A 13,841-nucleotide genomic window follows, 5' to 3' on the forward strand; every position below is an offset into this window, starting at 1 on the left:
CCGGAACAGTCAAATTCCGACCTCCTTCGACAGGCCCGGGGGTCGTTTCCAGCCTCCACCTGATCGGCTGCATTCAAGTGGCTATTAGAGAACCTCGTAAAAGCCTCTTCGAGCCATTTTACGAGCCCATAAAACTTTTCTGATGTTATATCATTTTCGGGTGGAAGTCTTGAGGTTAAATCCCGCCCGGATGGTTGCCGCACTTGACATGGCACCGGTTCATGATAGTAATATCTCCACCCGTTTGCCGCAGGGGAAAATGCACATAACGTGGAAAGGCTGCCCTTATGCTCGACCGGCCCCAAAAAAAGATCCTCGTCATCGAGGATGACCCTGATATCAGGAGCCTGACAGGATTCATTCTCCGGGACGACTACGAGGTGATCTCCAGCGAGGACGGGCGCAAGGGGATGGAAAAGGCCAGGGAGGAAAGGCCTGACCTTGTTCTCCTGGACATCTACATGGCCGGGTTATCCGGGTTCGAGGTTTGCCGTATGCTCAAGGAGGAACCGGAAACGGCCTCGATCCCGGTCATCATGCTGACCGCCGGGGCACAGAAAGATGAGGTGTCGGAAGGGTACGCCTCGGGAGCCGACGATTACATCATCAAACCTTTTGAACCGGGAGAGCTGATTGAAAGGATCGAAAAACTACTTTTGAGATCCAGGATCTAAAATCCAGGATCCGGAAGACCACTCCCCACAAAATCAAAGACATACCTATCCAGACTGATCCCATGGGATGCCCTGGATCTTGGATCTTAGATCCTGGGCCTTGGATGGGAACTTTCCGCTATCAGGAAAACAAGATCACGAACCACCTTTGCCGCCACCGCCCCCGACGGACCCCCCATCCCCGCCAGCGGACAGTATTCCACCACGTCAGCGCCAACGATCCTGGCACCCCTCAGGGGCATCAGGGCATCGCGCAGCTGAGGATAGCTCAGACCGCCGGGCTCAGGTGTCCCGGTTTCGGCCATGACAGAAGGATCCAGGACGTCAAGGTCCACGCTGAGGTAAACAGGCCGCTGACCGACGATTCCGGCAAGGTCACCGGCATCGGCGAGAAGCATTCCGTGCTTCCTGGAAAAAAACCATTCTTCCCTGGTTCCGGACCGGATACCGTACTGACAAAGGCCCCCCGGTCCCACCAGGTCGAACACTCTCCTCATGACAGTGGCATGGGAGTGCTTCCGCCCTTCGTAATCGTTCCTGAGGTCCATGTGCGCATCCATCTGGATAACCACGAGGTCAGGACAGGTTGCGAGACACCCCTCCACCGCCGGAAGGGTAACGAGGTGTTCACCCCCCATAAGGAGAGGGGATTGCCCGGCGGCCACAGCCGCACCTACAGTTTTTCTGACACATTCCGAAACCGCGGTCCAGGCGGATGCGGGAGCGACAATGTCCCCGGCATCCGCCAGGCTTAACTCCTCCAGGTCGGCATCGAACACGGGGCAGTAGCTCTCCAGGACAGCAGACCACATCCTGATGGCCCCCGGGGCAAACCTGGCTCCCGGACGGAAGGAGGCCGTCTGGTCGAAAGGCACACCCATGAGAACGATATGAGAGCTGTCCACAGCCCCGTCGGCGGACAGGTAACCGGAAAGGCCCGTACGCAATGTCATTTCCCGGAAATCTCCTTCCCGAGAGCATCCAGGACGAACCTCGGGAGGGCGAAACTCGCCAGATGGATATCCCCGTTGTAGTACCTGGTCAGGATCTCTTTCCTGCCGCGGTAGACCGGGAGTGAATCCTCACCTTTCGCTCCCATGAGAAAACTCCAGGTCCCTCCAGGATAGGTGGTCACCGATGCCAGATAGAAGCCGGATACCGGATAGACCCCCCTGATCCGTTCATGAACGTCGACCATGAACGGCAGGTGATAAAAAGGCGATTCGGACTGGGAGACAAAAACGCCTCCCGGGCCGACAGCCTGCTCACAGCTTCGGAAAAACCCCTCCGTGAACAGGGCTTCGGCAGGACCCACCGGGTCCGTGGAATCTATCAGGATAACATCGTAGCTTCCCGGCGGCGCCTCGGCCACGAAACGGACACCGTCATCGTAGACGATCCTCGTCCGGGGATCGCCAAGACCCGCGCTGATATCGGGCAGGTATTCGAGGGCCGCTTCGACCACCATCCGGTCGATCTCGACCAGGGTGACCTCTTCCACTTCCGGGTGTTTCAACACCTCGCGAACCGTTCCGCCATCGCCGCCGCCAATGATGAGGACCCGCCTGGGATCCCGGTGGGTGTTGAGGGGGATGTGAGCCAGCATCTCGTGGTAGACGAACTCGTCACGTTCGGTGAGCATGACCAGACCGTCCAGAAGCATCATCCTTCCGAACTCGTGTGTATCCAGGATGTCCAGGGTCTGGTACTCGCTTGCCCCGTGGTAGAGAGTCTTTTTGACCTCCATGGTGATCCCGGAATGGGGGGTATGCTTTTCCGTATACCAGATACTCACTTGAGCCTCTCCGAACTCCAGAGCACGACCGCCGCAAAGACCGCACCGGTATTTTCCACGTGATGGGATGCAGCGGCACTCTCGATATGCTTGACCTCAAGCCCTCTCATTTTCAGGCCTTCTGACGCCATGTCGCGACAAATCTGTTCGATCTCTTCAGACGGACCTGTAGCGCTGTACTCCATGATAAGACCGGGCATAGCCGGATCCGACGGAAAGGCGGCAGCCACGGCGGCAGAGATCGTCTGCCCCCTGATACTGCTGCCCATGGAGGCGTAGGCGACCGGGACCAGGGCACCAAGGGGCAGGGAAACCGGTTCGATGCGCTCGGCTCCCGGCGGCACGATACTGCTCATCTTGACCAGGTTGGTGTTGCCGATCCCGGAGGCGAGCAGGGCTCCGTCGAAAGCGTTGAGGGGCATGGTCCCTTCCGACGAGCCGCTGGCGAAGAAATAAACATCAGGGGTCCTGGTGATCATGCGGACTCCTCCCGGGTTGTTTGTGATGAACAGGAAAGCAGGTTAAAGGATGGCCCCCAGGCTGCCGGGAGGTTTGTGACAGGCATTCTCACCCAGAACGCGCAGTTCGCCTCGCGGGATCTCCCTGCACTCTGAATCTCCCGCCTTGAACACCTCCGCAAGGTGGTCGTGAGCGACCCAAGGGTCCACCTTTTCTCCGCAGGTGAAAAGGTCCACCGCCGCGTAACTGTATTCCGGCCAGGTGTGGATAGCCAGGTGGGACTCGGCTATGACCACGACACCGCTGATCCCGTGTGGGGCAAACCTTCTGAACACCGCGTCCACGATAGTGGATCCCGCCTTCACGGCAGCCTCTTTCATGGACCGCTCGACGAGATGAAGGTCATTCAGGACTTCGGCGTCGCAGTTGTAGAACTCGACGAGAAGGTGCTTTCCCAATGCTTTCATGATCTGTCTCCTCCAGCAGCGTGTCGGGGCACTTCGACACGCTGCGGAATTAATGAAAAACGGGAGGCGACACAACCCAGAGGATGGTCGCCGTCCTTTTACCCAGGTTCTCGATCGTATGCGGCCTGTCAGACTTGAAATAGAAACTTTCTCCCTTGCGCACCCGATGGACGGTTTTGCTTCCTTCCATCCTGAGCTGGACCGTTCCGGAAAGGAGCATGCCGAACTCTTCCCCCTCGTGCCCGCTGTCGATGGAGGCCTTGCCTGGTTCAATGGTCACCAGGACAGGGTCCATCAGGTTCTTCTGGGCTCCGGGGATCAGGAGTTCGATGGTCTCTTCATCGTGATCTCCCTCCAGGACGACCCTGTCCTTTTCCCCGAACACGATCTTCTGCTCTCCCAGCTCCATCACCTTGAAAAACTCCGACAACGGTATCCCGAGAACTTCAAGGATCTGGCTGAGGGCCTCGATGGAGATCGATGTGAGATCCCTTTCGAGCTGGGAGATAAAACCTTTCGTCAGGTCGGCCCTCTGGGCAAGTTCGTCCTGGGTCAGGTCGTTGGCGATGCGAAGCCGCTTGATCCTCTGGCCTATCTTCAAGGCCTCTCCTTCCGGTGTTTAATATACTGTGCTAAAAAGTTTAATAAAGTGTGTTTATAAGAAGATATATCGAGGAAGTCAAGCCACAAAATAATGCCCCGGGAGGGGCATTATTTTGTGGCTGGAAGCCGGTAGCTGCGGCACATGAAAAGCAGGCAGAACCGACAACAAAGAGCTAAGAAAACAATCAAAAAGAAAAGACTCCCCGTAAGACGGAGCAGCTGTTAGCTTCCTATGGCGGAGTCTCCACAATCCACTTCCCGTCGGAATAGCGTGTCACTCCCGTCCTCGTAGCGATCCAGACCTCACCATCCGGATCGGGGGCGATGAGAACGATCCCGGTCCCTGGAATGCCATCCTCTTTCGTATACGTTTTCCACTTTTCCCGGTCGTAGACGGAAACACCTTTGGGAGTGCCCACCCAGGTGTTCCAGTCTGAATCCACGGCAACCGTCCTGATCTCGTCGTCGACCATACCGCTTTCCTTTGTAAAGATATGCCACTCCCTCGCGGGAGTATATTTGGCAAGCCCTTTCCGGGTCCCGAACCACCGGTTCCCGGCGTAATCCACAGCGATGCACAAGACCGTATCGCCGGGCAGACCATCCTTTGCCGTCAGCTTTTCCCTAACGGCTCCGTCCTTGATGCGGACGACCCCCTTTTCCGTGCCCGCCCAGATAGAACCGTCCCGGTCAACACCCAGGCCGAGCACTTCCCTGGCCGGCAACCCCTCGTCCCTCGTGAAAGTGACGAACCCTTCCCCTTCCCTGAAGCGGTTAAGCCCCTCGTCGGTGGCGGCCCACAGGTCACCGGCCTCATCGATGACCATATCGTTGACAACGGTCCCCAGAAGTCCCTCCGTATCACCCACGAAGCTCCTGTCCCCCGACCCGACCCGATACAGGGCCAGACCGGACTCTGTCCCCATCCAGAACGTCTTGCCGTCGGTCACGCTCGGGAGGAGGAAGACACCCCTGGCGTACTTGCGCCAGACTCCGTTGACCAGGGTATACCTGTGGGTCTGTATCCTCTCCATGTTTCCTGTACGATCAATGGAAAAGAACTTGAGGGTAGTGGGCCTGATGAATGTAAAACCGGAAAAGTAGGTGGGGCTTTCGGTATCCGGGTCGTAGCCGTCGAGGGTATAATGGATCCGGGCGCCTTCCTCGGTCCTCAGGGTCACCCTGATGGGCGGGGGGTACTCACCACCCAACGGATCGGCTACAGTCACCGGCGCTTCATCATCGAAAAGGTAGGTCTCCTCGTGGACATCTTCACTGTTACCGGACTGGTCGGAGGAAAAGAACTTCAGGACCGTATCGTTCCTCAGGACGAGAGGGTCCTTGTAGACGGGAGACTGCTCGCCAGGCTCGGTACCGTTGAGGGTGTAGAAGACGATGGCCTCCTCGTCGGAAACCGTTATCCTGACCGTCAGGGGAGGCGTGTAAAAGCCTGTGCCCGGATAAGCTTCTGAAAGGGGCGGTTCCTGATCCAGCCTGTAGAACTCATCGTAAACCCTGCTCCGGTTTCCCCCACGGTCTATCGCCAGGAATTTGAGCCGTGTGCTTTCGGTAAGCCAGAACGGCCCCTCGTAAAGCTGCGACATCTCTGTAGGATCCGACCCGTCAAGCGAGTAATAGATATCGGCTTCCTCGTCTGCGAAAAGCCTGAGGAGGTCGCCCGACCTGTAATTGGCGGGCAACGGGCTGACGCTGGCTTTGGGGGGAGTCGTATCCACGAGCCGGTCCGCGAGCCTGAACATGTACGACTCTTCCCGGATCGGCTCGCGGGAACCGTCCCTGTCAACGGCAAAGAACTTCAGCCTGGTGTCCACGGCAATGCTCAGGGATGTACGGTAGATATCGCTGTCGGTGGAAGGGTCTGAACCGTCCATGGTGAAGTAAATGGTGGCATCCTTCCGGGTAGAAAGAGACACCCTGACCTTCTGGTTATAGATCCCTCCCGGTGGGTGCGCTACGGTTCGCAACGCATCGGCGGACGGAGATTTCATCCGGATCCTGTAGAACGCCTCCTGGACGCTGCCCCGGCTCCCGTCCCTGTACACCACGAAGTAACGGATAACGGTATTGTCTGCGACCCTGATGGGATCTTTGAATACGGGAGAGCCCATGCTGGGTTCCGAACCATCGAGGGTAAAGTAAACCTGGCGGGAAGGGTCGGTCTCGAAACGGACCTCGATGGAATCAGGATATTCACCGGGGGCCGGCGTCAGGGGGACCTCCTGGGCCACCGCCGGGAGAGGCGCCAGCCAGAGAAATACCGCTGCAGCCACAACGGTGGTTATCTGCAAAACGGTTCGTTTTGAAAGGTTCAAACGGGCCTCCCGGGGCGAAAAATTGATGGTCCAGATGAGGTCGACGTTGCGCCATATTAGGGAATCCACCGGCAAATGGCAACGGGAACCCGAAACCAGGGCCTGGTTTCGGGTATGACTCCTCCGGAGAAAAACCGTAATGCGAGGTTATCCTGTAAATAGCTCTGCGATTCGACACTTAAACCGCCGAATCGCAGAGAACCTGCTATAATCTTTGCCATGACAAGCCAGACCACGAAAGCTCTCGCCTATTTCCCGGCGGAAGGGGCTGTCCGCATCATCGATGTGCCGGTGCCTTCCCTGGAAGCGGATGAAGTCCTGGTGAGGATCACCCGGACCGCTTTTTTCCGGAGAGATCGTCTGCTCCTCGAGAGCAGGGATGCCGTGCTCCCGGATGGCGATAAATTCATTATCCCCGGTCACATCGCTTCAGGAAGGGTGGTTGAGATCGGCTCCCTGGTCCGTGAACTTGAGCCGGGAGATCTCGTAGTCCCCACCATCCGGCGGGACTGTGACAGGTGTATCGACGCCAGGAGCGACCTGTGCCCGCACCCTGAACGGTACAGCGACTCGGGTCTCAAGGGAGCACACGGGTTTGCCCGGGAGCTTCTGGTGGTCAAGAGCCGATACCTGGTCAAGATCCCGGAATACCTGGAGGATCTTGCCCTTCTCCTCACCCCCTTGAGCATAGCGGAAAAGGCTCATCACGAGGCGGTCCAGGTGAACCGACGGTACAACTTTTACTGCTACCACGAGTTAGAGGGCACCGCTCCCAGGGCCCTTGTCACCGGCATGGGGCCAGTGGGGATCATGGCCGCATTTCTTTTGTCCCTTTACAATTACCGGTTGACCTTTTTCTGCAGAAGGGAATCGGATGATCTGCGGTCGAAAATATTCGACCCCCTCGAACTCGAATACATCAACACCTGCCGCGTTCCTATCGAACGACTGGAAAAGGCAGGCTACACCTTCGGGCAGATCTTCGAGACCACGGGCGACCCGGCCTACATTGTCCGGGTGATGCCGTTCATGGCCCCCAACGCCGTCATGGTCCTCATGGGCACCCCCGAAAAACTTTCCCGGGAAAACCTCCTCGAAATGGAAGCGAGCTACCTGTTTTCCCGGATGGTCATGGGCAACCAGATCATGGTCGGCAGCATCAAGGCCGGCCGGGACGCCTTCGACTCGGCGGTGAAACATCTCATGGAGCTTGCCGACCTGCACCACGACTCCCTGGCCGCCCTCATGACCCATTCCATCCCCCTGGAAGAGTACCGGCAGCTCCTGGAACTGACCTCGAGGGAGGCCATCCTTCCGGTTTTGGAGCTGACTTAAAACCTCTCCTCAAAAAACGGAGCGGTTTTAAGTAAAATTCCAAATTTGATAGGGTCGCGAAAAGTCCAATCCGGGACTTTTCGCTCCACGGAAAGGGGAAAGCGTGGTTTTCCCTTTCCTTATAAATCAATGACTTACAGTGTGAGTCATTGATTTGGGCGCCCCGCGCGGGGCGCGTTGATGGACTTTTTGCGAGTCCATCAAATTTCGGTTCATCACAATAATGCGTACCTGTGTGTTGTCACTCCAGGACTCTTAAAGGCGATCACCACGGAGCACACAAAGAAAGCCTGAACCTGGGGGAAGACTCAGGCGCGCACCGCAAAACCCCTGAACCCTGGCGCGAAGCGCCCTTCGATCACGCCGTTGGCGTGATAAAGCCGGGCGGAGCGGCCTTTAGCTGACCGCGCTCCCCAGAATCTCGATTGAATTGATTTTCGAGATTCTGGGGATAAAAAAACCCCATTGGCGTGGTAAGTTACGTTTCAAGCTTGAAACGACCCATGACACAATGACAGCCCATGCCGGTCTGGCCCGGGCGAGTTCGCGGAAGGGAGCAGGCTTCCCTTTCTGGTGGACCGTCACCTGCCGTTGCCCGGCAGCGGGGCCGGTTATCGTCCGTCGGAGTTCGTGATGCCATACCCGAAATTCGCCGAAAGCGCCCTTTCGGTCGGGGCTGGACGGTCAACGAGTGACGTAGGGCGGCAAGTTCAACAGCAACACGGCTCCATGCAAAAAATAGCCCCCTCAATGCCCCGACCGGAGGCCAGCCAAAACCAATCGCGGATTTCGGGTGGTTAGTTGGCTTTTTCCTGCAATAGCGTTAATAACTGTTTTTTAGCTGTTAGCTGCCTGTTGGAGATCCATTGAATCCGGAAGAGCCCATCCATAAAAAACCGGGCACCAGCAAGGCTGCCTTAGCCACTACTCTGGCTACAGGAGCGGTCGCCGTGGCTGTGGCGGGAGCCATGGTCATGGGTATTTTGGAGCGGCTCACACCTACACCACCGGTTCAGGTGGAGGTGCTCCGGTCAGCCCTTCCCGACGGGGCGCGTTTTCAGGACCGGTCCGATCCCCTGCCCCACTTTCCAGGTATCGATGGAAATGGGGAGAAAATCGGTGCGGTCATCCTCACCGATGAGCTGGCCCCCTCCGTACAGGGTTATCTCGGCCAGGTGGGAACCGCCGTGGGCCTCACCCCGGACGGACGGATCGCCGCCGTTCGGCCTTTCCGCCACAAGGAGACCCCATACTACATGGAGATGGTGATAACCTCGGGTCTCCTGGATGAGATTGCCGGGATCGACATGGCAAAACCGTTCCCCGACCTAGACGCCGTGTCGGGAGCCACGATAACTTCCCGTGCCCTCATCGAGGATGTCAGGCTCTCCGCCGCCAGGGCCGCACAGGCTCTCTACTCCATCCAGGTCCCCGAACCGGAGGCAAGACAGCGTGGACCGGTACCGTTCTGGAAAGAGAGTCTCCTCGCAGTGACCCTGCTCCTCTCTTTCACAGCCGGCTTTTTGGGAAACGGGTGGTTCAAAAGATACGGGATGGGGCTGCTCACCCTGGCTGTAGTGGGCCTGATCCTCAACACACCCCTCACCCTGTCGGCTATTTCGCGCATCCTGCAGACGAACCTGCCCGGTACCGGCAACTGGGCCTTGCTGCTCCTTGTCCTCTACATCCTCATCTCGTCACCTTTTCAGGGAAGGGCCTACTGCCGCCACGTCTGTCCCTTCGGGACGCTCCAGGTGCTGCTCCATCGCCTTTCACCCATGCAGGTCAGGGTGCCTTCCGGTGTCAACGTCTGGCTGCCGGCTATTAAACGGGCCTTTGCCGCCCTGCTGATCTGTATCGGTATCTGGGGCGGGATGGGAGGGTTTACGGAAATCGAGCCCTTTTTCAGCCTTTTTTCCTTCAACCTGACACCCCTCCTGTGGATGATGGTGATATTCGTACTTGCGGTTTCGATTTTCTGGAGACGGTTCTGGTGCAACACCCTGTGTCCGACGGGCACCCTGCTGGCCCTTTATTGCAGGGCCACCCGGCACGGGAAGGGGAAAAGGGATGAAACGATCCAGGAGTCTGCTGAAGAGATATAATAGATTCTTGAATATCGTTTGTCGGAAAACCATGAACGACTGGACTCACGCCAGCATAATTTTAAATGAGTTTCAAATTGTAATAAAAAAACTCGAGAGAAACTTAAGATGAAAAAACGCATTTCCCGACAAATTTTCAAGCAGCGTGCCGAGGTTTCCAGGCACGCTGCTCGGGAACTGTCCGGAGGGTGGGCGGTGTTACTGCTGATCATCACAGTACTCATGGCCCTGGCCGTCGGCTGGCACCGCGAGATCGCCTCCAGATACCCGATATCGGACCTGCCCTTCGTGGATCTTCAGCGTCTTTCAAATCAGATCGAATCGGGCAACGTCGGTAAAACAGGAGCGCTGTATTACAGGAAAAGTGATGCTGGGGCTGATACCACCGAGATCCGTTGAGTGCACCTTGTGCCCGAAATTGTGCCGCCTGGCCGAGGGCCAGCGCGGGGATTGCCGGGTACGGTACAACGACGGGGGGAACCTTTACTCCCTTGTCTACGGGAAAGTGTGCTCGGTCCATGTCGATCCTGTGGAAAAGAAACCGATGTACCATTTCCTCCCGGGCTCCGGGGCCTTTTCCGTTGCCACCGCCGGATGCAACCTCCACTGCCTGTTCTGCCAGAATTGGGAGATATCCCAGGCCGATCCGGAGGATCTCAACAATTCCGATCTGCCTCCGGAAAAAGCCGTAACCCTGGCTGCCAAAGCCGGTTGCGCTTCCATCGCCTATACCTATTCGGAACCTGTGATCTTTTACGAATATCTGGAGGATACCGCCGCCCTGGCCCGGGAAAGGGGCATCCGCAACATCATGGTCACCGCGGGGTTCATCAACCGGGACCCCCTCCGCCGCCTCTGCAAGATCGTGGACGGCGCCAACGTGGACCTGAAGGGGTTCACGGAAAAATATTACAGGGAAGTCTGTTTCGGGAACCTGCGCACCGTCCTGGACACCCTGGTCACCATGCGGAAAGAGGGTGTCGTCCTTGAAGTGACCAACCTCATCGTTCCCACCCTCAACGACGGGATGAACACCATCAGCCAGATGTGCCGGTGGATTGTGTCCGAACTGGGAGACGAGGTGCCCCTTCATTTTTCCCGCTTCTCACCCATGTACCGGCTCAAGGACCTTCCGCCCACCCCCGTCCAGACCCTGAGAAGGGCACGGGAGACCGCCCTGGAGGCGGGGCTGAAGTACGTGTACACGGGCAACGTGCCCGGGGACCCCGGGGAGGACACCTTCTGTCCCTCCTGCGGGAAGATGGTCATCGACCGCCACGGGTACCGCATCCTGAAGTACGACGTGGTGGACGGGAAGTGTAAATATTGCGGCCAAAAAATCTACGGATTATTTTAGGCCGCAGCACGAAGCGCAAAGTTCGAAGAACGAAGGAAGATGGACTCGCAAAAAGTCCATCAACGCACCCCGCGCGGGGTGCCCAAATCAATGACCTGTACCGTAAGTCATTGATTTGTAAGGAAAGGGAAAACGACGCTTTTCCCTTTCCGTTGAGCAAAAAGTCCCGGATCGGACTTTTTGCGACCCTGTCAAGGAAGAGCTTGCAAAAAAGTCCTTCCATTGAATCATTCCCTTTGTTCTTAAGTAACATGAGGGCAACCTAAAATGAAACATAACGCGTCAAATCCGGACAAAAAAAGCAAAGGAAATAGCAGCGACCTCCCTTCGCGCTTCGCTCTTCGCGCTTCGTGCTGTCCTGACTTTACGAAGGGTATACAGATAATATCGAGAAGGGACCTGATTCGTATGTTCGCAGGTCTTTCAATAATTGCACTCGTCCCATTCCGCTGGTCGGTTCGTAAAGTCAGGACTTCCGTGAGCCGGAAGGAAGCGTCCTTTTACAGGAAGCTGGTCGTCGCCGGGGTCTGCCTCCTCCCACTGGCCCTCACCCCTTCCATTGCTTCCGCAAAATCAGTGTTTGAGCCCGTTGTCGCTGGCGGGTTCTACCCGGCCGACGCGGCAAAGCTGCGAGCCCTGGTGCGCTCCTGCATCGACAGCGCCGGCCTGCCGTCGGTCAAGGGGGAGATCCTGGGCCTCGTCGCCCCCCATGCCGGTTACGTCTATTCCGGGCCGGTGGCCGGGTACGCCTACAGGGAGCTCAAGGGCAGGAAGTACGACATCGTTGTCATCATGGCCCCGTCCCACACCGCCCCCCTGAACGGGGTGTCCATCCTGGATGTGGACGCCTACCGCACACCGCTGGGGGAGGTTCCTGTCGACAGGAAATCGGTGCGGGCCCTCATCGACCAGATCCCATGGATCAGCCACGTCCCGGCCCTTTTCACCCGGGAGCACTCCATGGAGGTCCAGCTGCCGTTCCTCCAGGTGGCCCTCGAGCCGGGCTTTTCCATCGTCCCTGCCGTCATGGGAACGGCGGACCCCGACCTTGCCACCGCCTTCGCCACTGTACTGGCCCGCCAGTTCCGGGGCCGGAAAGTCCTTTTCGTGGCCAGTTCCGACATGTCCCACTATCTGGAGTACGATGCGGCCAAAATCAAAGACACCGGAACCCTGAAGATCATCGGCAACGGGGAGATCGACACATTATATCGCCGGTGTTCCACCCGGGAATCGGAGCTGTGCGGCCTGGGCCCGGTGCAGACGGTCATGCACCTCGCCGAAAAGATGGGGATCGAGGGGGGGACACTGCTCAGGTACTCCAACTCCGGTGACACCGCGGGAAACCGGACAAGGGTGGTGGGGTACGGCTCCTTCGCTTTCGTGAACCCGGCAGGGGAGCTGGCCCTGGCCGACAAGCAGGCCCTTTTGGTCCTGGCCCGGAATACCCTGGAGCAGTACGTGCGGACCGGCAAACGTCCCGACATCGTGCCCGGCTCATCGGCACTAAAGGAACCAGGGGCTGCTTTTGTCACCCTGAAGCGCCGGGGTGAGCTGCGTGGCTGCATCGGCCAGCTGAGGCCCACCATGCCCCTCTATCAGTCCGTGGTGGAGATGGCGGTCTCCTCGTGCAGCAGGGACATGCGCTTTACGCCGGTCAAGGCTGAAGAGCTTCCCGATATCCGGGTCGAGGTCTCGGTGATGTCGCCCTTCATGAAGGTGGGCGGCGTCGAGGAGGTCGAGGTGGGGCGGGACGGCCTTTACCTGACCTGGCATGGAAGGAGCGGCGTGCTCCTGCCACAGGTCCCGGGAGAGCAGGGGTGGGACAGGGGGGAGTATCTCAAGGCGATCTGCAGGAAGGCGGGGCTGCCGGATAAGACATGGGAGAAACCTGGCGCAGAGCTTTACAGGTTTAGCGCCCAGGTGTTCAGTGAGTAAAGCGCCCGAGAACCGTTTTATAACGGCCACCAATAGCACATCATCTGTCCCTCGACTTCGCTCGCGGTTCGACAAAGCTCACCGTCCTGAGTTTATCGAAGGAGGACCCTGAGCCTGTCGAACGGGCTGCGTTCTCACCCCTCGGAAACCCTCGAAGTACCCGGCAACGGACGTCTTCCGCCTTCGCTAAAGCTACGGCGTGACAAGCCGGTTTCCTCGGGGTTCTGGCCTTGCATCTGACGCACTCTTGGCGGCCTCACTTTAAATGAGGTGCGTACTTTCTGATATTCGGGAACGGCACTGTACCGGTTTGCCGCTCAGGTTTTTCCGGGATGATCCAAAATCCTGATTTCACCGGAGAGAACGCGAAAGAGGTCGTACTGTGGTAAGTTAGCCTTTGACCTCCTTTGTAAGCTTTGCCATTCACCTAGGAGTCTGTCGGAGAACCTCATACAGACTCCTAGCTGGAGTTTATCGGAAAATGGCATGTTTAAAAAAACCAAGCAATTCGGATAGTTACAACCGACTTTAATAAAAAGAATCATCTTCCGACAAACATATCTAGCAGCGTATCGGGGTTTTCCGACACGCTGCTAGGGTGTCATTCAAATCATATAGTAACGTTAAATATCCTTCCTGTGTCCGATCCAGAGAACCACTACCTCAGCCTTTCCCTGACCCCACAGTCTACCCGACGTACAGTTTTTCCCTTGCATGGATTCCCCTAAAAAGAGGTTGGACCGCGACTTGCAAACTCAGGGGTGAAATCAGTGAT

12 protein-coding genes are annotated in these 13,841 nt (G+C 57.4%); 6 read left to right on the forward strand and 6 right to left on the reverse strand.

The window, feature by feature from the left end:
* Nucleotides 1-287: 287 nt before the first annotated feature.
* Nucleotides 288-674, forward strand: coding sequence for a response regulator (locus P1S46_00220; protein ID MDF1534910.1), 387 nt, complete (start codon nucleotides 288-290; stop codon nucleotides 672-674).
* 86 nt (nucleotides 675-760) lie between these two features.
* On the opposite strand, the gene speB is transcribed toward P1S46_00220, so the two are convergent.
* The 6 genes from speB to P1S46_00250 form a co-directional block, all read right to left on the reverse strand.
* Entirely contained in the window at nucleotides 761-1,627 is an 867-nt protein-coding gene (speB, locus tag P1S46_00225) for an agmatinase (protein MDF1534911.1), read from the reverse strand.
* On the reverse strand, nucleotides 1,624-2,469 hold the full coding sequence (speE, locus tag P1S46_00230; protein ID MDF1534912.1) for a polyamine aminopropyltransferase: 846 nt from the start codon (nucleotides 2,467-2,469) through the stop codon (nucleotides 1,624-1,626). Before speE ends, speB begins: the two co-directional genes overlap by 4 nt.
* Nucleotides 2,466-2,948: an arginine decarboxylase, pyruvoyl-dependent gene (locus P1S46_00235; protein MDF1534913.1), complete on the reverse strand. Its 483-nt coding sequence runs from the start codon at nucleotides 2,946-2,948 to the stop codon at nucleotides 2,466-2,468. The genes speE and P1S46_00235 overlap by 4 nt, the downstream gene beginning before the upstream one ends.
* A 42-nt stretch (nucleotides 2,949-2,990) precedes the next feature.
* Nucleotides 2,991-3,395, reverse strand: a complete 405-nt coding sequence (speD, locus tag P1S46_00240) for an adenosylmethionine decarboxylase (protein MDF1534914.1) — start codon at nucleotides 3,393-3,395, stop codon at nucleotides 2,991-2,993.
* A gap of 49 nt (nucleotides 3,396-3,444) precedes the next feature.
* A complete protein-coding gene (locus P1S46_00245; protein MDF1534915.1) occupies nucleotides 3,445-3,996 on the reverse strand; it encodes a cupin domain-containing protein in 552 nt (183 codons plus the stop codon).
* A gap of 232 nt (nucleotides 3,997-4,228) precedes the next feature.
* Nucleotides 4,229-6,331 carry a chitobiase/beta-hexosaminidase C-terminal domain-containing protein gene (locus tag P1S46_00250; GenBank protein MDF1534916.1) on the reverse strand — a complete coding sequence of 701 codons (2,103 nt, stop codon included), beginning with the start codon at nucleotides 6,329-6,331 and terminating at the stop codon, nucleotides 4,229-4,231.
* A gap of 219 nt (nucleotides 6,332-6,550) precedes the next feature.
* On the opposite strand from P1S46_00250, the gene P1S46_00255 reads away from it, so the two are divergent.
* The 5 genes from P1S46_00255 to amrB all read left to right on the forward strand — a co-directional run bounded on the left by P1S46_00255 (nucleotide 6,551) and on the right by amrB (nucleotide 13,066).
* Nucleotides 6,551-7,666 carry an alcohol dehydrogenase catalytic domain-containing protein gene (locus tag P1S46_00255; GenBank protein ID MDF1534917.1) on the forward strand — a complete coding sequence of 372 codons (1,116 nt, stop codon included), beginning with the start codon at nucleotides 6,551-6,553 and terminating at the stop codon, nucleotides 7,664-7,666.
* An 866-nt stretch (nucleotides 7,667-8,532) separates the two neighbouring features.
* Nucleotides 8,533-9,771 (forward strand): 4Fe-4S binding protein, encoded by a 1,239-nt coding sequence (locus P1S46_00260; protein ID MDF1534918.1) that lies wholly within the window; start codon nucleotides 8,533-8,535, stop codon nucleotides 9,769-9,771.
* Between the two features lie 108 nt (nucleotides 9,772-9,879).
* Nucleotides 9,880-10,170 carry a hypothetical protein gene (locus P1S46_00265; GenBank protein MDF1534919.1) on the forward strand — a complete coding sequence of 97 codons (291 nt, stop codon included), beginning with the start codon at nucleotides 9,880-9,882 and terminating at the stop codon, nucleotides 10,168-10,170.
* Nucleotides 10,139-11,128: an AmmeMemoRadiSam system radical SAM enzyme gene (amrS, locus tag P1S46_00270; GenBank protein MDF1534920.1), complete on the forward strand. Its 990-nt coding sequence runs from the start codon at nucleotides 10,139-10,141 to the stop codon at nucleotides 11,126-11,128. The genes P1S46_00265 and amrS overlap by 32 nt, the downstream gene beginning before the upstream one ends.
* A 477-nt stretch (nucleotides 11,129-11,605) precedes the next feature.
* Nucleotides 11,606-13,066 (forward strand): AmmeMemoRadiSam system protein B, encoded by a 1,461-nt coding sequence (amrB, locus tag P1S46_00275; GenBank protein MDF1534921.1) that lies wholly within the window; start codon nucleotides 11,606-11,608, stop codon nucleotides 13,064-13,066.
* The last annotated feature ends 775 nt before the right edge of the window (nucleotides 13,067-13,841 follow it).

It is taken from the genome of bacterium (assembly GCA_029210545.1).
Classification (GTDB): Bacteria; BMS3Abin14; BMS3Abin14; order BMS3Abin14; family BMS3Abin14; genus JARGFV01.